This is a genomic window from Paraburkholderia solitsugae, from assembly GCF_013177695.1.
In the GTDB taxonomy this organism is placed as follows: domain Bacteria; phylum Pseudomonadota; class Gammaproteobacteria; order Burkholderiales; family Burkholderiaceae; genus Paraburkholderia; species Paraburkholderia solitsugae.
This window is the reverse complement of the sequence record NZ_WOEY01000015.1, coordinates 37949-57327: the sequence shown is the minus strand read 5'-3', so window position 1 is coordinate 57327 and position 19379 is coordinate 37949. Positions and strand designations below refer to the sequence as shown.

Below are 19379 nucleotides of genomic sequence, written 5' to 3'. Positions count from 1 at the left end.
GAGCTTTAAAAGGTGCGGAAGCGCTCACCGAAACCAATAAGCAATGGAAGTATGGGCGAGCACCGGCGTGCATGGAGACAGGTTGGCAGATACCAACCAACCTCTGACGTTAACGGACACGATAATTCTTTAATCCTCCACCGCGTGCATGCGCGGGCTAACCATTTTGCCAACGTATTCGCGCGCTCGGCGAAACAGTCGGCCCAGATTCGAGGAGCGCGTCCATGTCACACTGAAAAGCGACCTCAGCACCGTAGCGTGGGACCACGGAAATAAGCTTGCGTGTTCAGATGAACCTCCGCATCAGTCGTGATCTCTTCTTCCGTGGCCCAACGGTACGCCGTGTGTTGCAGGTTGGGCAGACTCGCAAGTTCAATCGTGCCCCGCAGCTTGTACCCGAGTACAACGTAATGAGTCGAGATGCCGGATTGCCCGCTAAAATTTTCCTCGTACAGATGTTCGTACACGCCAAGAAGGTCAGCGTCCGCCCGTCTGAGGTCGGCTCGACCAAGTTCCTCGTTTGCGATCCGCTGAAAGGCGTCGTCAAGGCGCTCGTTCTTGCGAATGCGACCGCCCGGGACAAACCAGAAACCCTGGGCGGGTTTGTTGACGCGGCGCCCGAGAAGATAACCGCCCGTCTCGTTCTCGATGATAAGGTCGATGGCTACCAGTGGTGTTGCATCGACGACATTCAAGTACATATGGATTGGAAGCATGGCCATTCAACAGGAAATGATCGAGAAGAAGGTTGTTATGTGTGAGGAACCCATGACAGATTGCGGGAAAAAGCATCGATCAATGCGCGTGCCCCGTGCCGATATGTCTTTGAGATGGCCATCGTACGCATACTTTCGCTCACCGGAGCCGTGCGTATCCCAGCAAGTGTAAGTTGCAAAACTGGGCCTTGTCCGACAATCTTGGGACCTTATCCGCCGTCTTCTTAGAGGTACCACCGCTGCGAACTGCACTTCATCCACCGGCCTCCTCCAATTGTCGGTTCCCGACTAGCGAAGCAAATACTCTCGCGTCGCTTCCACCAAGCTCGCCATGCCGATCAAACCTTGACGGAAAGAGAAATTACCTTGTCGCCTTGCGCCAGATATTCCCGAAACAGGTTTCGTTGAGTAAAGATGCGAGTTCGTCGGACCGTTACGCCTTCGGACAAGCCGATCAGGTGTGCATTTGCGTGCCGAATCGCAGAACATTTCCACTTTCTACGCGCACCAGAATCCATGAAAGTCACTATCGTCGGAACGGGTTATGTCGGTCTTGTTACCGGAGCATGCCTTGCGGAATTGGGTAATGATGTACTGTGTCTCGATGTCGATGCCGCGAAGATTGAAGAGCTAAATAGCGGTGGTGTACCCATCTACGAACCCGGTCTATCGGAAGTGATCGCACGCAATCGCGACGCCGGTCGCCTGACGTTTTCCACCGATGTCGCGAAAGGGGTCGCACACGGCGATATCCAGTTCATCGCGGTCGGAACCCCACCCGAAGAAGACGGCTCCGCAGACATGAAGTACGTGCTTGCTGCCGCGCGTAGCATCGGCCGGCACATGGACTCATTCAAGGTCGTTGTAGATAAGTCGACCGTGCCGGTGGGTACCGCAGACAAGGTGCGTGATGCGATCTTGGACGAATTGGCGGCACGCGGCAACGACGCACAGTTCGCCGTCGTCTCGAACCCTGAGTTTCTCAAAGAAGGCGCTGCGGTCGAGGACTTCATGCGACCTGATCGTATCGTATTGGGATACGACTCCGACGTCCCGGGGTTGCGCGCGAAGAGCCTGATGGAACAGCTCTATGCACCGTTTAACCGCAATCATCAACGCACCCTATGTATGGACGTGCGATCGGCTGAATTCACCAAGTACGCGGCCAATGCAATGCTCGCTACACGGATTTCCTTCATCAATGAACTCGCGAACCTGGCGGATCGCGTTGGCGCGGATATCGAACATGTCAGGCGCGGCATTGGTTCTGATCCACGCATCGGTTACAGCTTCCTGTACGCCGGTTGTGGATACGGTGGCTCCTGCTTTCCGAAGGACGTGCAGGCGCTAATGCACACCGCCAACGAACACGGCATGGAGCTGAACGTCCTGGCTTCGGTCGAGTATGTGAACACACTGCAAAAAACGGTGCTGTTCGACAAGATCAAACAGCACTTCAACAACGCACTTAATGGCAAGCACTTTGCCATTTGGGGCCTAGCTTTCAAGCCGAACACTGACGATATGAGAGCGGCAACCAGTAGGCAACTGATTGCGGCGTTGATTCGCGGTGGCGCGTCCGTCAGCGTGTACGACCCTGTTGCGCTCGACGAAGCCCGGCGGCGCCTGGCGGAAGACCTCGGTCCTGACCATTACGAGCGTGTGACCTTTGCGAAAGAGCGCGACGTTGCGCTCCGAAACGCCGACGCGCTGGTGATCCTGACTGAATGGAAGGAGTTCCGCAGCCCGGATTTCGAGCAGGTGAAAGAAGCGCTCAACGACACGGTGGTATTCGACGGACGCAATCTGTATGACCCCGGTGCGATGCGGGATAGCGGCTGGACTTACTACACGATCGGGCGCGATGCTGCCCGCACTGCGTCGTGGTGAGGTGCCCGCCTATCCGCAGCGCTACGCGCCGAGCCTGCATATCGCGCGGGATGAGTTGAAGGTGCTCTGGAATCTCTCGTTGGCGTTCATGTGTCCGCGCACGCCCCTGGCCAACGAGGCGAGTGGCTTTGATTGGTTGTGGTTCGGCGCTGACAACGGAAATCTAGCCGATGGATCGACCTGGATATGCATGAGTCGCGTATGAAAATGAAAACCTTGTTAATGGCGTTAGCGCCAGCGGTGACAGCCCTCGCCTGTGCGTCGGCCAGCGCACAATTCGGCTCGAATTCGGTGCGGGACCACACCTTGTCTCGCAGTCAACGGAGCAACGCACAGTCCGCTTCAAAGTCACCCCTGAGTCCCCTGTTGGGGGCGCCGCAGGACGACTCGGAAACCTATCTGCCCGACACCCGTGCCTCAAGTCCGGCGCAGGACCACGCTTCAACGCGGAACAACCCGACACGCAATGCACGGCCCAAGCAGAATTCTCCTCTGAGTCCGTTGCTAGGTGCCCCGGAGGACTACGAGGATACCTACCTGTCGGGTCTTGGCAACCGACCTGCTGGCCAAGCCGCCGCGCGCCAAGCGGCCAGCTACAGGCCAACGCCGGTTGAACAATTGCTGTCCCCCGAACTCACCGACCGCCTCGCCCTCTCCTCTGCGCGAACTTCAACGCACGGCGATGCAGCTAGTAAGCACATCCCCGGACAACGGGACACATCTCGCAATTTCGAACCCGATACCGTTACCCCAGTTTCATTTTCGGCCTCGCGACTCAATTCACTCAGCAATCCAACTGGCTCAGACACGGCAAACACCATCTACCGGCCACCTTGGTAAGCAATTCACCACATGCCTGCCTTAGAGGCACACGAAGAATCAGCGACGGCGTATCGGGGACGGAAAGTATGCTTAAGGTCAATGTCTTGAAAGACTTCATTTGAGGCAATATGAAATTCAATTCGTGTAAATTTTAAGCTTGCCTCGTAAAACGAATGCCTTGCTGAGCAGGTAAACTCAACCAAGGAGAACGGCGGTAACGATTGTCGGAATTCGCCAATACCTTGGCGAAACGTTGTGATACTCACCGCGCAGGATAGCGCCACTATGCACTGCAAAATTTTATTTCGACGCCGCGCGGGAGGCGGATGAATATCCCTGCTTACAGCATCAACTACGCCCCCGAACTGACCGGAATCAGCAAGTACACCGCGCTGATGGCGACGACACTCGCTGCACGAAAATACAGCGGGTGCGTTGTGCGCGCCGCGGTTGGTTCCTGCGTGCCCGGGGGTGCCGCGTATCGTGCACTTCGCACGCTTCGGGCTGTCGCGCCTCCCGGTGATGCGATAGCACGTGCGCTGGCGGTCGCGGGTCGCGCGCTCTATCCCGCCACGTCTGCTCAACTCGCTGGCCCACTGGCCGATCGCCTCGACAGACAGCGCACATATATGAATGCATATCCGCGACTACCAAGTCGACTCTACGTTCAAACTAGACGCGCTCAGGGAGTCGTTCTTCAATCGGCTGCATTAGCAGCCGACCACGTCAAGCTGAAGTGCTTCAATACAGTATCGACGATCTTGAACAAGATCCTCGAATGTTCGGCAAACAAAGGCATCAATACGCACCGGCTTTTGCGCTTTCATAGCTGGGGCGCGTGCTCTATTGATTCAATCGCCTCTTTATGATCCGCTGAAAAAGCTTGCAGTCATTTCCCGCTAACCGAACAGGGAGTTACATAGTTGATGGCAGGCGATCTAGACATTCTGATAAAAAAACTTAACCTCTTCAATTCATCATGCAATACGACTATCTAGTTGTAGGAGCTGGATTCGCTGGATCGGTGTGTGCAGAACGCTTATCTTCCGCAGGAAACACTGTCTTGCTAATCGACAAGCGCGATCACATTGGCGGGAATGCCTACGACTGCGTAGATTCCAATGGCATACTGATCCACCCATACGGACCCCACATATTCCATACCAATAGTCAGAGAATTTTTGAATACCTATCAAAGTTTACAGACTGGAGATTCTATGAGCACCGGGTTCTGGCCGAACTCGAGGGCCGTCGCTACCCCATTCCAATCAACAAAACAACGATTAATACTCTATACAATCTGAATCTTCAGGATGATGAAGTCGAAGACTTTTACAAGAGCAGAAGGATCGCAGTATCGGAGATCCGAACAAGTGAAGATATTGTCCTGAATAGCGTTGGCCATGATCTCTGCGAAAAATTTTTCCGAGGCTACACGCGGAAGCAATGGGGGCTAGATTTATCAGAATTGTCCGCCGGCGTCGCGGCCAGGATTCCGACACGTACGAATGACGACGACAGGTATTTCACGGATAGTTTCCAATTTATGCCGTCCGAGGGATATAGCATTATGTTCGAAAAAATGCTAGCGCATAAGAATATAGAAATTCGTCTATCAACGAGTTATGAATACGCAAAAGAATCTGAATCCTACCGGCACACAATATTCACAGGCCCAATAGATCTTTTCTTTGAATATAAATTCGGACCACTCCCATATCGAAGCCTACGTTTCGAGCACGAACATTTCCCCACCACCGAATTTTTTCAAGAAACCGGGACCGTCAACTTTCCGAACGACTTCAACTACACGCGGATTACCGAATTTAAGTATCTGACTGGTCAGCAGGCGGAAGGCACTTCAATTGTGCGAGAATTCCCTCAATCGGATGGTGACCCCTACTATCCTATCCCCCGACCAGATAACGAGGCGACGTTTAAGAAATATCAGGAGCTTGCAGAACAGAGCAGAAACGTTACGTTTGTGGGGCGACTAGCAAACTATCGCTATTACAACATGGACCAGGTGGTAGCAAACGCCCTTTCGGCATGCGAGAAGCTATCAGGCCAAAAGGGGTAAATCTTATGAAAAACGAAACATCATCCGATGATCTGAGGAAAATAGGGTCCACGGTATGCGCTGTACTGGTGACCTTTAACAGAGTCGAATTATTGAAGCTGGCGATTGACTCCATTTATGCCCAGACCGTAAGTGTAGGCTCAATCTGCGTTGTGAACAATGCGTCCGTCGATGGGACCAAAGACCATCTTGACGCCGACCCAAAGATTCAAGCTATTCACCTCTCCGAAAACACAGGCGGAGCCGGAGGATTTTATACTGGCATTAAACATGCCGCGAAGTGCGGATATAAATACTTCTGGATCATGGATGACGATGCGATCGCTGACCCCGCAGCTTTGGAGGCGCTTCTCACTGCACACCAAAAATTGGATGGAGATTACGGGTTCTTATGCAGTAATGTTCAGTCAACAGACGGTTTCTCCATGAACGTCCCCGACATTGACTTATCGACGAATAGTACTGGCTATTCTGACTGGCCCGCCAAGATCGTGGATTTATTGGTCCCGGTACGATCGTCCACTTTTGTTTCCTGCTTCATTCCAAGCGACGTTGTCTACCAAGTAGGACTCCCCATAAGACAGATGTTTATTTGGGGAGACGACACAGAGTTCACACGCCGAATTAGCAGAGATCGCCGATCTTTTTTTGTCGCGAATAGTTTCGCCATTCACAAAAGAGTGGACAAATCGGCACTAAACATCCTCTCCGAGGGAAGCCCGGCACGCATATCAATGTATCGCTTTCTTTACAGAAATGCGATTTATCTAAGAATGCACTATGAGTCCAAGCGCGCTTTGCTTAAATATCTTTCTCATTGCGGATTTCAGCTAGTTCGTGTCATTTTATTCTCCAAGGATAATAGGAAATCTCGAGCTAAAGCGATTGCGGCTGGGCTAATAAGCGGATTATTCTTCCGCCCGAAGATTGAGATGCCTTAGCATATCTCCTTGCCAGTAAAATCCGTCGCGTTATACACATCTCTGATCGGCAAGTATCAAGTGTCGAAGAACATGTTTACTTCTAATGAGATGGAGGGGCGTTTGTAAACGTTCGGCGAATCGTGTTTGCTCTCGCTTCTTGGGTGAACCCATTGGTCAGCGAATCGACGTCCTAGACCCAGACGGAATTCGAGCAGCTCGGGCTCGGCCATGCGCGCCTGAACAAGCGAGCGATGCTTTAATGGAACGATTGGCGGCCAACCCAATGACCAGTGTGCCCAGACTGCCACGGTTGGGGCGAGACTACCGCGGAATACCGCTTGTTTGGCAACGAAAACCGTCGGCCGACATGCGATTCCGGAGCCGCATTGGCAGCACACGCAAAAGCGGGCGCTACGCACGCAGACCCGCGAGGATTGGGAAAGCGCGACGCGCGCCCAGATGTCGGACCATCTTGCACAATTAGGTTAGTTATACTTATGTACTTGGCCTTCGGCCGCACGCCGATCAAAAAGTTGACAATACCCCTCAAGCGGTCGACAACGTCGGCAATACTCCACTGGCATGTTTGCCCCGTATCAGAAAGCGCAGGATGAAGCATGCGGCAACGCTGGGTTTGCTCGATTGCTTACGATCTTTGCACCGAGAATCTGGTAGCGCGACCTCATCCCATCAGGATGGCCCATGTCCAGGTCACTTGATGTCCGGAATCTCAATGAATGTAACCGAGGACCGTGGGATCGATATTGCTGGCAGAATTACCGTACCGGCCACGACCGGCACGTTTGACACGTCGACCTGTGTAAAACCTGCTCGCGCGTCGTCGAGTGGTTGATTTGCTAGTCGATGCGTATATGGGTTACTGTGCGTGCTATCAATCAAATATCGCGAAACGCGTACGTTGCCCGCTGGAAATGGAAGATGATGGACGATCAAGGTAAGCCGTTCCAGCTGCGCCTTGTCTGTCTTTGATTGAAAATCCCAGTCCGACTTCACAACAATCATCGTGACTCGCGAGCCGTCGACACTCGCAATCACGCGCGCCGTTGGATCGTCGCCGGATACACGAACTCTCTGAGCGGCCATTTTCGAAAACATGAGCGCAGTGTTATAAAGTGGCTTGGGTGTCAGGCCGTCGGAAAGTAGGAACGCCGGCCATGCCCAGTTTTCGCCCCTCCCGCGAGCAGCAAATTCGTCCCTAAGAACAAGAAGCATCCCATCATCAATTCTCTGCTCGGCCATTGCAAGCAAAAACCGAGCAGACCATGCAGCGCCCACCTCATTGCCGTTTATCGGCTCCGCATCGCTTGCCCCAACGTCTGCGCTTGCTCCCCACTCCGTCACATATAGCGGCACATGTGCCAGTCCCACACTCGCCAGCAACGTACGGTAATACTTTACCCGTTGAGCAAAAGGCGGGTAAGGTCCGAACGCCTGTGCACCTGGTAGCGCCTCTTGATCTCCATATGAATGAAATGAGAAAAAATCTAGCCTGAGCTTGTTCCCCGCAACATCCTTCGCAAACTGCTTTGCCCAGTCAACCTGGCCATAGGCCAGCGTATATGGGGTAATTGCGGGCCCCCCAAGACGAAACGTGGCTGCTGGATACTCGTGGCTCAGTCTTGATGCAGCATGCGCCCAAGCCGTGTAGATCTGAAAATATGCTTTGTACGCCGCTAACGACCCATTCTGCTGTTGTTGCTGGAGTAACCATCCAGCTCCAGTTGTGTCCGGTTCATTGCCAACTTCGAACGTACCCGAAGAAAATCCTTGATCCACCACGACGAAACGGAGCAGCGCATACGCATACGCTTTGTATGCTCTTGATTCAAATACGCCCCCTGCTCCTCTATCACCTGAACCATTTGACAAGCCAGCGGGCATCAGTTGCCCAACCACAACGTGCGGGAGCAGACGATACTTTCTGCAATCGTCCAAGGCAGTGCGAAGTTTTGAGAAATCGAATGCTGTTGCCTCCGCTTCAGACTGCTTAATTAAGGATCGCCGGCTCTCAACATTTATCAGGCGAACCCTGGTGATGCCTAGCGGCTGCAGTCGCTGCCATGTCTCCGGCAAGATAGGCGTTTCCCAGGATGCGCCCTGAAAATACCGACGCATACGGCGAATGTCATCGCCGCCCGACACGCTATAGCGCATCGCTGCGTCAACGTTGACAATGCGCTCATGCTCGACCGTTGCAGAGCCGCCACCGCCCCTTTCTACGCCTAACTCCCCCGCCATATCAGTCGAAACATAGATAAGGCTGACTATGAAGAGCATCGACGAGGTGATGGCAAAAGCCGTAGGAAACCGCTTACGCATGTTATCAAATTAAAGCTTGTTAGTTCACACTGTACATAATTGATGTCGATTCAATGACATAGGAAAATCCAGTTAAATCTATTCATCTGCCCCGCGTCCTGCAAGCTGGCGCCCACTACTTCCCGTATTGCTTAACCTGTATCACGCAACGAAAGTAAAAGATCGAGCAATTTCTCAGATTTTCCGACCGACAACGCAGGTGCCGAGACAATCCACATTATCCACCTGTAGCACGCCTCGTTTCTTGAAGCGACAAGCGTAGCGGCCGTCGACCGACAGAAATCGATTCCTTTTCGCCGTGCTAATCATCTATTATTCACAATCTATTTCTAGTTCACTTCTGGAATTGTTCCGATAACGATAATACACTAATAAATAACCACTTTTTTCAAGCCTCGCAATCTAATTATAAAATTCTCGCTAACTTCTCACGCAACACGCTACCCTCAAAATCCCCTACGATGATAACCAGTAGGGATCGGATATTTGATGTGTGGTCAAGCTCGACACTGGAGTCACACTGCAACATAGCAGACTCGCCTCTTGCAAGTTTTTTAACGCGCCGTCTTAAAATATATTCCGACATAACTGGACATCATTTCACGGCAGTCAATCTCATATTGATAAAATCCATCGTGCAGTTCACGATTCAGCCTGACGACACAGCCTCTCGGCGCACTAGCGCCCGCCGTATAAAGGCTGCATCGCCTGTCACAAACATAAGGAGCATATACGCCGCGGCTACAGCCGATATTCTGGCAGTCAATATCAACGGCGACACTTCGTGGCTCATTGAGCTCAATGCTCTTTCGGCCACGCACATCACATCACAAATTAAAATTACGACAATACATTTTGCCGACGGGCCAAAAAATTCGGATAGCGAACGAACGAATCCATTTTTAACCAAAATATAGAACCCCTGCACCCCATTAAGATTAAAGCTCACAACCAGCAACCAAGATAGAAAAATAATATTGTGCGATAACGTACCAACAATTATTGCGCTTACGCTTGTTAATGCAGAAAGAACCCCACCAATAAAAAGCAAGTCCGTTCGACCAATTGCCTGAAATACAGAACCCGTGGATGACAATACCACTTGCACCGTGATAGAAAAACTCAGGACATAGAATATCGGAATAGCATCAACCCACTTTGCTCCATATACCGCAAGGATTATCTGATTACCGCAACTCAGACACACGACACCCACAAACCCCCCGGCAATAATCAAAAATCTAACCAACTTCTGATAGGATCTAAAAATCAAATCTATATCTTTCTGATGGGCGGAGTACACCGGCTGCAGCGCGGGAGTAATTACATTTGTCAGATTAGAAACCGGCATTAGCATCAGCCGATATGACATATCATACAATCCTAGCGGAATTGGCCCCATCACCTTGCCAATCAATAGCTTATCCAAATTGCGCGTGAAGTAATTCACCACATTGAACATAAATTGATATGCCGAGTACTTGAACACATGTCGCATCCCGCTTATTGACGGCCGCGACAGCATGCGCAGCCTACAGCATATACAACATAAAGCGAACATTACCAGTGCATAGGATCCACTCTTTATAACCAGCGCGAACACGCCAGCCCCCCTATAAGCCGCCGCAACCGCCATCAATCCGGAGATGGCAGCGGCGCCGACCTCAATTACGGTGATTACTCTAAAACGCTGTGCGCGCCGCAATAAGGCAAGAGGGACGATCGTCCAACACGACAGGGCGATTGCCACTCCAAGGCCAGATGCGATACGGACATATTCAGGATTCCCATACACCCGTCCAATCACTGGCCCACACCCCGCAAAAATCCCGGCCGCCCCGGCACCAATGACGATGGTAATCCAGAACAGTCCGCTCACTTGCGCGTGGCTTAGTTCTTGAAACTGGACCACAGCCGGCCCCAGTCCCATCTCGCTCATAAATGAAAAAAAAGTCATCAGTACAGCAACAATGGCCATCACACCGAAATCGCTCGGGTTCAGCATACGCGCCAAAATCGCCGTGACCAGAAGCTGAACAACAATGTTCGTATATCGTCCAACGAAATTGACGGAGACGCTCTTACGCAAAGTGTAGTTAATGTTTGACAATTCGTTATCCGCAAGTTAAAGATCACCGTGCAAATTGGGTCCACGGATACGCGGTGCGATTCTGCGCTTAGACTACCGCTTCCTTGCATTGCCACGCCTCGATAGACTGCGAACACACTCACGATGACGCGCGGCTAATGTCGCCCCCTTCCGCGCGATGCATCGAGTTTTCCGTTCACACCGTCTAAACGAGTACTGTTTGCCGATCTTTTATGCAACTTTCACTAGGAGTACAGTGTGAAGTTGCATGTATGTCGGCAACGAGAACTCAAACCCGTTCGCCAAATTTACGCAACAACGGTATTAGCAAGGTTCACCCCGCCTACGCGGTGTTGTGACAATCAGTCTTCTGCTTGTCCGCGTTAAACCGCTGACTATCATGCCCCTTGCTCGGTGAGACTATAGTGGATAAATCTTGTGGCTCATTGGTCTCACAGCTTTTATCGCCCTCACATAGACGCCTCAGGTTCTCTTCAAACTCGCCGAGTACCATCTGCCGCGACAATTTCGCTTCTGCGTACTCACGAGCGGTTGCACCAAGGTGTGCGCGTCTGCGTGGATCATCCGCTAGCGTCTTGATCGCCTGCACCAATGGTTCCATATCCTCAGGCGGGACCACAACGCCTCGCGGAGACACAACTTCAAACAATTCGGTCCCCTCATTGGCCATCGCGATAGTCGCTCGGCCACTGGCCAACATTCCGGTTAGCTTCGACGGCATCACCAAATCGGCGGCATCTGCTCTCTGAGGTAAGACGTGAATATCGGCGAGATTAAGCAGTTCGTTCAGTCTATCAACTGGTTGTAGAGGGACGAATTTGACATTAGGCAGCCCCGCACAGCGCATCTCAAGTGGCGCTCTCGACGGACCGTCGCCGCAAAAGACAAACACAATATCCTGCCGGCCGGACAGCGCGGACGCTGCTTCTGCCAATACCTCGATTCCTTGCTTGGCACCCATGTTTCCGGAGTACAGCACGACGGTGGCCGACTGAGAAATGTTCCATAGCGCGCGAAATTCACTCGGCCGATCGATCGGCGACACCGCTTTCGTATCTACCCAGTTCGGAAAGCAAAAAACCTTTGCACGATCGAGACCTTTGCTCGACGCATGCTCCACCATCCTGCCAGAGATCGTCGACACCAGATCGAAGCGTCTCATCATAAAGCGTTCGATCGAGAGAGCGGCACGCTTCAAGCGCTTGCCCTTTAAGAGGCCAAGTTGGAATGCCGCGTCAACCTCGAAGTCCTGAACATGAAGCAACGCTTTGCAGAATGTGAGCCGTGCAAGCAGCCATGCCACCGGCGCATTCAGCAAGCTTGGAGCGATCGTGAGCACGACATCTGGCCGCCACAGAGCTTGCATCAGCATGATAGGTGCGCTCGCCACTGCAAAGCTGACAAGATGCAACAGACGAACGGCTCCACGCGGGCGAGCTGGAATCCAAAGAGGCGCTCGCCAGACACGTATTCCCGAGAGCCACTCGCCCGTGTATCGCCACGCTGAGTAACTCTTTGCGACGCGCCACTCCGGATAGTAAGGTGGCGCGCAGACGACGCGCACGTCGTGCCCCAACGCGCGCAGCGACTCGGCCATTTCGCTACTGTACTTACCAATTCCAGTGAGTTCGGGAGCGTAGTTAATACCGTAAAGCAGAATTTTCATGAAATTTTCCGCGGTTTTAGCGGCCGACATGGATTTCCCATGCAAACCATTCCTGATGGCATGTCATGAAACACGGAACTTCGAGCTCCAATGACGGCGCCGTGACCGACAACAACGCCCGGTGCGATAAACACATCGGCTGCAATCCACGACTGCGCTTCGACGACAATCCGCCGACCGCGAATGGGGAACGTGCTGTCACGGTAGTCGTGATCGCCTGCACAAAGGTAACTACGTTGAGACACGACGGAGTCGGCTCCAACCTCTATCTCCCCTAGGCTGTAGAGCACCACGTCATCGCCAATCCACGCAAAGTCGCCGATCTTCACTTTCCAAGGATATGTAACCGTAACCGTCGGGCGAATCACAGTACTTACCCCGACCTGCGCACCGAAACGTCTCAGCAGCCACGCCCGAAATCCATAAGCGAATTGCGGTGAATGGCGAAACAACGTCGCCTGAACAAGCCACCATAGTTGTACGAACCATGCAGAGCGACCACGAAAGCCGGCCGGTAAGCGAAATGCAGATAGATTCTGTTGACTCATGGAAGCGTCACCGATGATCGACTGTCAAATCACAGATCTCACACATGAGTAATCCAATATGAAAATGTATGAACTTCTCGATGAACCATCGTCGTACACCACGTCCTTGAAGGTGTCACATCAAGGCTCCTGCCGATTAAGCACCGCCAGGTAACTGGCGCTCGCCTTTTCGATATGAAATTTCGTATCAAAGCAAAGTCGAGCCGCTCTTTGCATCTGTTCGCGATCCGTCTCAGACAATGTGACCCACTGCACGATCATGCGCCTGATACCGTCCACAGTATCTTCATCCGCAAAGCCTGCGCTGCTAGCCGTGATTTCCCGCCATATATTTACCTTGTTGGTAATCAGCACCGGCACGCCGCAGGCCAACGCCTCAATCACCGCCATGCCAAAGCTTTCCTGATGTGACGGTAAGCAAAACACCTCGGCCGAGCGTAGTAACGCCCACTTCTCCCCACCCCGGACCATACCGCACCAGGCAACGCGGTCAGCTACTCCGAGTGTGCTAGCCAGCGCCTTTAAACTCGCGACAAGCGAAGCTTTACCGGGGCCGGCAATGACAAGATCATAGTTCGCAAGCGCTTCCTTCAGCGACGCGAACGCTTCGATCAAAAGTTCGACACCCTTCACCTCATGAATGCGGCTAAGGTATAGGATCCGTTTTCTTTCGCTGGAAATATCCGCCCGAGACCGACCCTCAAGAACAGCTCCTGAAGCAGGTGCCGTACCCAGTACCGATATCGCTTCTTTAACGCGATAAAATGGGAACGAGCCTCGAGCCATTAGCCGCTCTGTTTCGCAAGTGAAGATCACAGAAGCAGCTCTCTTCAGTAGCTGCCGCTCTATCACAAGCCAATAAATCAGCTTCTTCATATGTTTCAACGGATAGGTCCGCTTAAACCATGGATCAAGCATGCCGTGCGAGAAAACGTGATACCGAATGCCTCGAAAACCCAACGCGACGAGAGCAGCTGCACCGTGGAATTGCCACAAGCCATCCACCACAATGGCGTCAAATTCTCCCGCATGCGCACGTAGCCAGCGTATAAGTCTCAAGTTGAGTCGATAGCCGAATACACCACGCCCCAACCGGGTAACGCTCGCGAACTGACCTATCTCCCCATTCGCCACCGGCTCGTCCAGCGATACCAGATGAATGCAGTGCCCTTCAGTTACGAGTTGAGCAGCGAGACGCGTGACAAACTCGATAGGCCCACCGCTGACGGGATCCGCCGAGGGGATAACATGAAGAATTTTCACCGTGCGCCTCGCAAGCCAAAAAGTTTGGTCACGTGCACACGCATATACCATTTTAATTGAGCAACGCATCGCTCCCACGTCGCAAGTAACTTATTCCTACCACCAGAAGATATCTTAGCCCGATACGTCTCGCTAAAAAGATCAGAGTTGGATTGGCTTACACCGCCGGCCGCCATAACCACCGTAATCTTTTGAAAATATCCGGCCGCCAGTTGGGATCGCGGACGCAGCAGAATCTCATAATCCCCACAGATCTTGAAACGATCGTCGAACAGACCGTATTCGTGAAACAATTTTCTATGATGAAAGGATCCGACGTGTGCGACGTTCATGAATTTCCGAAACAAGCTCCAATGCCAAGCGCCACCGACGATACGCGCGACTGCCGCATCATTTACCAGCTTGACTTGCGAAGACACATAAATAAACTCTTCACCACTATCCCGAATGAAATTTATATATTCCCCTATCGCATCGTCATTCAACACATCATCTGCACCAATAAAGCATATCCAGTCACCAGATGCCAGCTTGACACCCTTATTCCACGCGTCGTATATACCCTTGTCCGGCTCGCTGACAAATTTGTCGATACACGCCGCAAGGCTTTGCAGCTCCGCCAACGTTCCGTCGGACGAATTTCCGTCAATCACCACTAGCTCCGTACGCGGGTATGTCTGTCGAGCTACACTCTCAACGGCACGGCGAACTGTCTCAACGCAATTAAAAGTTGCCATCACGACGCTAACCAATGGCTGAAGATTTTTCGGATCCCGCATGATCATCCTTTCCATCTGATAGAGAATTTCGCTCAGGCGTATCGCAATTGCCATGCACGCTTCGCACTCGTCCGACGCACAGAGGCCACCACCCCAAGCAGTACGTAGAGCAGCGGATCAAAATATTGCCCGGCCCTGAGTAAATACATGACAAACACCGAAATCAGGGAAACGACAAAACACAGCCGTGTCAAGGTTATCGTGTCTGGCGGCCACGAATGACCCGAACGCAAAGCAACCGCGCGAGATGCGATTGCCGTACACAAGAAAATTCCAGTGAAACTCAACAGTCCGAGCAGGCCGGTCTCTGAAAACAAACGCGCGCCGAGACCAGCTGCGTCATCTGCATTCAATCGATACAAGGTCGGATTAAGAAACACAATACTAGGCGCATACTGATCATATGCCAGACCATGAGATCCGATTCCTCCACCAAGCAATGGATCTTGCTCCATGTTTCGCATTGCGACCTCCCAATTCGAACTGACTGCCAGCGCACTTATGTCGGCGGTATCGACATGCTTTGCAGAATTGCTACTGCTTGAGTCCCATAGCAATGAGAGAGTTGTCAATTTTGATTGAAATTCCGAACCTGCTGCCATTGAGAACACCCACATAAACGCCGCCATGACAACGAAAACCGCTGCACCAGCAAATATCGTCGCCGGTTTAATTTTTCTACCAAACGCAAGAAGAAGGCCGACCGTTAGCGCAAACTGCATTAATCCAAGGATCGAAAATGCCACAAAGAATCCGATGACAACTGCCAAAGCAGTCCAAAGAGGGATAATGCGAATCAGCCTCCTTTTGGCCACCGCCCCCATAAGACCGAGCCTCACCAAAGCAAAGCTTAGGACGAATCCCAGGTATCGAGTAAAGTGTGCCGGCTCGGAGGCCCATGAGTTCGCCCGAATAAACGGCCCGATACTCCCTCCACCGCGCCAGATGTTTCCTCCCGATATTTTATTCAGGAAATCAAATGACAGCATTTCGACCTGACCAGTGGCGTTCCACACGACAAACTGAATAATTGCAATTACGGCAAATAACCCAAATGATTTGGCCGCAACGTTTGCCATATTCAGGATGAAATCTGGGCTACGAGCGATTTCGGACGAAACGATCGCGCTGAGCGTTATGGCTGAAAGTATTCCGCCTAGCTGAACCATTCCTTTACTTATTACCTTCCCTTCATACGGACTAACGACCAAGCCTATCATCACTGATAGAAGGAATCCCCATAACATCAGGCGCGCAGGTCGTGCAAACACCGACGGAGCAAGCCCGGTAGATAATGTTTTGATGCAACCGATACCGGCCACCAACAACATCAAAATCTGAGTGAGGTTTATGTACGATCCATCCCAAAAGTAACCCACCGTGTAGTACGGTATCGCAGCCACGAGCAGAAGAAGCAATGATTTCATAGAAGTACCGATCATCCGAACGGAGGTAGCAATGTAACCTTCATTTTCACGGTCACCCACCAGTGTGGTAACGCAACCGCATACACGGCCAATCGCTTAGACGTTTCAATGCACCTCCCTCTGTAATGCACTCACCAAACCTCCCTGACCGTTTGCGAAAGAGCGCAAGCCACCGCTTTCAATTTCCCGCGCCAACAACATGAGCTTCTCGACCTGAACATCTCCCTCCTCGCGAAACAGCGGGGCTGCGGCGTTAAGTTGAGACATGTCCCACTCCCACCATCGCAGACGCCTCAGGATTTCGACACGCTCCGACGTGTATCGCGCCTTGATAGGGTGAGCGGGAACGCCCGCCACCACGCTATACGGTTCGACATTACGGGTGACAACGGCACCTGCCGCCACAATCGCGCCATCACCAACCGTCACGCCGTCGAGGACGAGCGCGCGAGCCCCAATCCACACGTCATTGCCGACTCGCGTTAGGTCGAATTCATCGAAACAGTCAGTGTCGACAAACGATGTTGCAACCTGCCCTCTTGTCGAGAAAAAGATGGGGTGAGTTGATAGCCAACGTGTGGGATGGCGGCCAAGTCCACCAACTTGCGCGTCCGGCCCGATGCTACAAAATGCACCAACTTCAGCGCGATGTACAACCGCGCCACTGGCAATGTATGTATAACGGCCCAACGTTGCGTCCACGACGCTGGCTGTCCCGTGCAACCGATTACCTTCGGAGAAGCGAACTCCCTTGGATGCGAAACTACGATAGGACGCACGGAATCCTGCCAAATCCCGCTGGAGAACAAATCGTTTCCATGTACACCACAATATCCGCTCAATCATATCTTCACCATTCGGAAGACTATGGTCGAAGCCGAGACGATCGCCATAGCCCTTCGGATTCCTTTGCGCGCCACTCGCCGTGACAAGGAGCCGTTGATTTTTCGGAAATATTTCTTGTGTGCCGTGTAGGCATGCGGTGACTCAGTAGTGGCGAGCCTGTGTATCACAATCGGCGCCTCGGCGAGCCGGGTCGCAAACTGCCCCGATTCCTCACAGTTCGATCCGCTACCGTCATGACCAATATTGTTGGCAAGCGAGGTCCGCGGAAAGAGTGCTAATCCCCCTTGCACATAGAGCGTCGCATACCAGAACACAAACCAGGTAGTCAACCTGCCGCGTCTATTCAACGTCATTTGGGACCAGTACGGATGCGTACCGTCGAAGTCAAAAGAACGGCGCATCGACCGCGTAAATTGGTCAGCAAGCGAAAAGTCCCTTGCGTACTCTTTCCAAGCTCCTTTCCATGTCGCCCAACCCCAGCAAAGCGGGACTCTGAGGAAAAAGGTATCGTCCGAACCCAATGCCTCTGGGTCCACCGGATAGGTACATCCAGAGACGTGCATCACCTTTGGATCGTTCTCGTAGATATTTAACGCATCGTTCATGAACTTCAGAAAATGCGGCGACGTCACTATGTCATCCTCAACCACTATGACTTTCCCAAATCGGTCGCACAACTCCGTCACCCCCCGGATGATGGATGCGGCAAGACCAATATTGGACTGCTGTTCGTAGACAGTAACCGACCGGAATCCCGTTATGTCTCGTGCGTGAGCGCGCACTTCGGCAACTTTCTGAGCCTCGGATGAGGTACGCGGTCCATCGCTGAAGATGAACAGGTCAGACTCACTCGCTAAATCGTTGGCGGCAAGCGCAGTAACGGTTTGGTCGGCATGATCAAGCCTGTTAAACACAAAAAGAGCGATGGGGGCATGCATAAGGGTCGTTCGCCTGTCAAGAATCAATCTCAGCCACTCACAACGCCTAGGCGAGTCATGCCACTTCACCCGCCATCTCGCGTTCATAGAAATCCGCATATGCAAGGCGCAGTCCGTCTTCGAGACTCGTCTCAGGACGAATATCGAGCGCGTGCAACCGGCTCACGTCGAGTACCTTGCGCGGTGTACCGTCCGGCTTTGTTGGATCAAAAGCGATCACACCTCGATAGCCCACAACTTTGGCGATTAGCTGCGCGAGTTCACTGATCGGAAGATCAACTCCAGTACCGATGTTGACGTGAGAGCTCATCTCGCCACCGCCTCGCTCCCAGACGTTGCGTGCAAAATGCATGATGCGTACCGCGGCGTCAGCCAGATCTTCGACATACAGCAGTTCTCGACACGGCTTCCCGGTCCCCCAGACAGTCACTTCTTCGACACCAGCCAGCTTCGCTTCGTGCATGCGGCGAATCAGTGCCGGCACAACATGACTGTTCTGCGGGTGATAGTTGTCACCGGGGCCATAGAGATTGGTAGGCATCACGCTGCGGTAGTCGGCACCGTATTGCCGGTTATAGCTTTCACAAAGTTTAATGCCGGCAATCTTTGAAATCGCATACGGTTCATTCGTCGCCTCCAGCTTGCCTGTCAGCAGTGCATCCTCCGGGATCGGCTGCGTCGCGAACTTGGGATAAATGCATGATGAGCCGAGGAATAAGAGTCTGCGCACGCCGGCGATATAGGCCTGATGAATCACATTAGCCTCGATCATTAGGTTTTCGTAAATGAAATCAGCCGGATACGTATTGTTTGCATGAATCCCTCCAACTTTCGCCGCAGCCAGGTAAACCTGGTCAATCGCCTCTGCTTGGAAAAACGCCGCGACCGCACGTTGATCGGTTAGATCAAGTTCGCTGCGTGTACGCGTGATCACATTCCGGAACCCCAGTTCATTTAGGCGTAGGACAATTGCCCGTCCAACCATTCCACGATGACCGGCCACAAAGACCTTTGCGCTAGAGCTCGTCATG

At 52.4% G+C, this 19379-nt stretch carries 16 protein-coding genes; 5 read left to right on the top strand and 11 right to left on the bottom strand.

What is annotated here, in order from left to right; genetic code table 11:
- Nucleotides 1-245: 245 nt before the first annotated feature.
- Nucleotides 246-716 carry a GDP-mannose mannosyl hydrolase gene (locus tag GNZ12_RS03310; protein WP_172308986.1) on the bottom strand — a complete coding sequence of 157 codons (471 nt, stop codon included), beginning with the start codon at nt 714-716 and terminating at the stop codon, nt 246-248.
- A 516-nt stretch (nt 717-1232) separates the two neighbouring features.
- Between GNZ12_RS03310 and GNZ12_RS03305 the strand changes: the two genes are divergently transcribed.
- The 5 genes from GNZ12_RS03305 to GNZ12_RS03285 all read left to right on the top strand — a co-directional run bounded on the left by GNZ12_RS03305 (nt 1233) and on the right by GNZ12_RS03285 (nt 6449).
- The gene (locus GNZ12_RS03305; protein ID WP_172308985.1) at nt 1233-2606 is read left to right on the top strand and encodes a UDP-glucose dehydrogenase family protein; all 1374 of its coding nucleotides are present in this window, start codon (nt 1233-1235) and stop codon (nt 2604-2606) included.
- A complete protein-coding gene (locus GNZ12_RS03300; RefSeq protein WP_172308984.1) occupies nt 2581-2811 on the top strand; it encodes a hypothetical protein in 231 nt (76 codons plus the stop codon). Before GNZ12_RS03305 ends, GNZ12_RS03300 begins: the two co-directional genes overlap by 26 nt.
- Nucleotides 2812-3754: 943 nt before the next feature.
- The gene (locus GNZ12_RS03295; RefSeq protein WP_172308983.1) at nt 3755-4297 is read left to right on the top strand and encodes a hypothetical protein; all 543 of its coding nucleotides are present in this window, start codon (nt 3755-3757) and stop codon (nt 4295-4297) included.
- A gap of 110 nt (nt 4298-4407) precedes the next feature.
- Nucleotides 4408-5508, top strand: a complete 1101-nt coding sequence (gene glf / locus GNZ12_RS03290; protein WP_172308982.1) for a UDP-galactopyranose mutase — start codon at nt 4408-4410, stop codon at nt 5506-5508.
- Nucleotides 5509-5513: 5 nt separating this feature from the next.
- Nucleotides 5514-6449, top strand: a complete 936-nt coding sequence (locus GNZ12_RS03285; protein ID WP_172308981.1) for a glycosyltransferase — start codon at nt 5514-5516, stop codon at nt 6447-6449.
- A 693-nt stretch (nt 6450-7142) separates the two neighbouring features.
- Here the strand turns inward: GNZ12_RS03285 and GNZ12_RS03280 are convergent.
- The 10 genes from GNZ12_RS03280 to GNZ12_RS03235 all read right to left on the bottom strand — a co-directional run bounded on the left by GNZ12_RS03280 (nt 7143) and on the right by GNZ12_RS03235 (nt 19378).
- The gene (locus tag GNZ12_RS03280; protein ID WP_172308980.1) at nt 7143-8771 is read right to left on the bottom strand and encodes a GH39 family glycosyl hydrolase; all 1629 of its coding nucleotides are present in this window, start codon (nt 8769-8771) and stop codon (nt 7143-7145) included.
- A 649-nt stretch (nt 8772-9420) separates the two neighbouring features.
- Complete coding sequence (locus GNZ12_RS03275) at nt 9421-10881, bottom strand: lipopolysaccharide biosynthesis protein (protein ID WP_172308979.1); 1461 nt, start codon at nt 10879-10881, stop codon at nt 9421-9423.
- Between the two features lie 322 nt (nt 10882-11203).
- Nucleotides 11204-12547, bottom strand: a complete 1344-nt coding sequence (locus GNZ12_RS03270; RefSeq protein WP_172308978.1) for a glycosyltransferase WbuB — start codon at nt 12545-12547, stop codon at nt 11204-11206.
- The gene (locus tag GNZ12_RS03265) at nt 12544-13095 is read right to left on the bottom strand and encodes a putative colanic acid biosynthesis acetyltransferase (protein WP_172308977.1); all 552 of its coding nucleotides are present in this window, start codon (nt 13093-13095) and stop codon (nt 12544-12546) included. The genes GNZ12_RS03270 and GNZ12_RS03265 overlap by 4 nt, the downstream gene beginning before the upstream one ends.
- 120 nt (nt 13096-13215) lie before the next feature.
- The gene (locus tag GNZ12_RS03260) at nt 13216-14358 is read right to left on the bottom strand and encodes a glycosyltransferase (RefSeq protein ID WP_172308976.1); all 1143 of its coding nucleotides are present in this window, start codon (nt 14356-14358) and stop codon (nt 13216-13218) included.
- On the bottom strand, nt 14355-15191 hold the full coding sequence (locus GNZ12_RS03255) for a glycosyltransferase family 2 protein (protein WP_172308975.1): 837 nt from the start codon (nt 15189-15191) through the stop codon (nt 14355-14357). The genes GNZ12_RS03260 and GNZ12_RS03255 overlap by 4 nt, the downstream gene beginning before the upstream one ends.
- Nucleotides 15170-16564: a hypothetical protein gene (locus GNZ12_RS03250; protein WP_172308974.1), complete on the bottom strand. Its 1395-nt coding sequence runs from the start codon at nt 16562-16564 to the stop codon at nt 15170-15172. Before GNZ12_RS03250 ends, GNZ12_RS03255 begins: the two co-directional genes overlap by 22 nt.
- Nucleotides 16565-16669: 105 nt before the next feature.
- The gene (locus GNZ12_RS03245; protein ID WP_172308973.1) at nt 16670-17410 is read right to left on the bottom strand and encodes a CatB-related O-acetyltransferase; all 741 of its coding nucleotides are present in this window, start codon (nt 17408-17410) and stop codon (nt 16670-16672) included.
- On the bottom strand, nt 17407-18348 hold the full coding sequence (locus GNZ12_RS03240; protein ID WP_172308972.1) for a sugar transferase: 942 nt from the start codon (nt 18346-18348) through the stop codon (nt 17407-17409). Before GNZ12_RS03240 ends, GNZ12_RS03245 begins: the two co-directional genes overlap by 4 nt.
- Before the next feature lie 55 nt (nt 18349-18403).
- On the bottom strand, nt 18404-19378 hold the full coding sequence (locus GNZ12_RS03235) for a GDP-L-fucose synthase family protein (protein ID WP_172308971.1): 975 nt from the start codon (nt 19376-19378) through the stop codon (nt 18404-18406).
- Nucleotide 19379 lies beyond the last annotated feature (1 nt).

What these genes read in the sequence shown, in the direction of transcription:
- GNZ12_RS03310 (WP_172308986.1), bottom strand. Translation starts at nt 716, where the DNA reads ATGCTTCCAATCCATATGTACTTGAATGTCGTCGATGCAACACCACTG.
- GNZ12_RS03305 (WP_172308985.1), top strand. Translation starts at nt 1,233, where the DNA reads ATGAAAGTCACTATCGTCGGAACGGGTTATGTCGGTCTTGTTACCGGA.
- GNZ12_RS03300 (WP_172308984.1), top strand. Translation starts at nt 2,581, where the DNA reads ATGCTGCCCGCACTGCGTCGTGGTGAGGTGCCCGCCTATCCGCAGCGC.
- GNZ12_RS03295 (WP_172308983.1), top strand. Translation starts at nt 3,755, where the DNA reads ATGAATATCCCTGCTTACAGCATCAACTACGCCCCCGAACTGACCGGA.
- glf (WP_172308982.1), top strand. Translation starts at nt 4,408, where the DNA reads ATGCAATACGACTATCTAGTTGTAGGAGCTGGATTCGCTGGATCGGTG.
- GNZ12_RS03285 (WP_172308981.1), top strand. Translation starts at nt 5,514, where the DNA reads ATGAAAAACGAAACATCATCCGATGATCTGAGGAAAATAGGGTCCACG.
- GNZ12_RS03280 (WP_172308980.1), bottom strand. Translation starts at nt 8,771, where the DNA reads ATGCGTAAGCGGTTTCCTACGGCTTTTGCCATCACCTCGTCGATGCTC.
- GNZ12_RS03270 (WP_172308978.1), bottom strand. Translation starts at nt 12,547, where the DNA reads ATGAAAATTCTGCTTTACGGTATTAACTACGCTCCCGAACTCACTGGA.
- GNZ12_RS03265 (WP_172308977.1), bottom strand. Translation starts at nt 13,095, where the DNA reads ATGAGTCAACAGAATCTATCTGCATTTCGCTTACCGGCCGGCTTTCGT.
- GNZ12_RS03255 (WP_172308975.1), bottom strand. Translation starts at nt 15,191, where the DNA reads ATGGCAATTGCGATACGCCTGAGCGAAATTCTCTATCAGATGGAAAGG.
- GNZ12_RS03250 (WP_172308974.1), bottom strand. Translation starts at nt 16,564, where the DNA reads ATGAAATCATTGCTTCTTCTGCTCGTGGCTGCGATACCGTACTACACG.
- GNZ12_RS03245 (WP_172308973.1), bottom strand. Translation starts at nt 17,410, where the DNA reads ATGATTGAGCGGATATTGTGGTGTACATGGAAACGATTTGTTCTCCAG.
- GNZ12_RS03240 (WP_172308972.1), bottom strand. Translation starts at nt 18,348, where the DNA reads ATGCATGCCCCCATCGCTCTTTTTGTGTTTAACAGGCTTGATCATGCC.
- GNZ12_RS03235 (WP_172308971.1), bottom strand. Translation starts at nt 19,378, where the DNA reads ATGACGAGCTCTAGCGCAAAGGTCTTTGTGGCCGGTCATCGTGGAATG.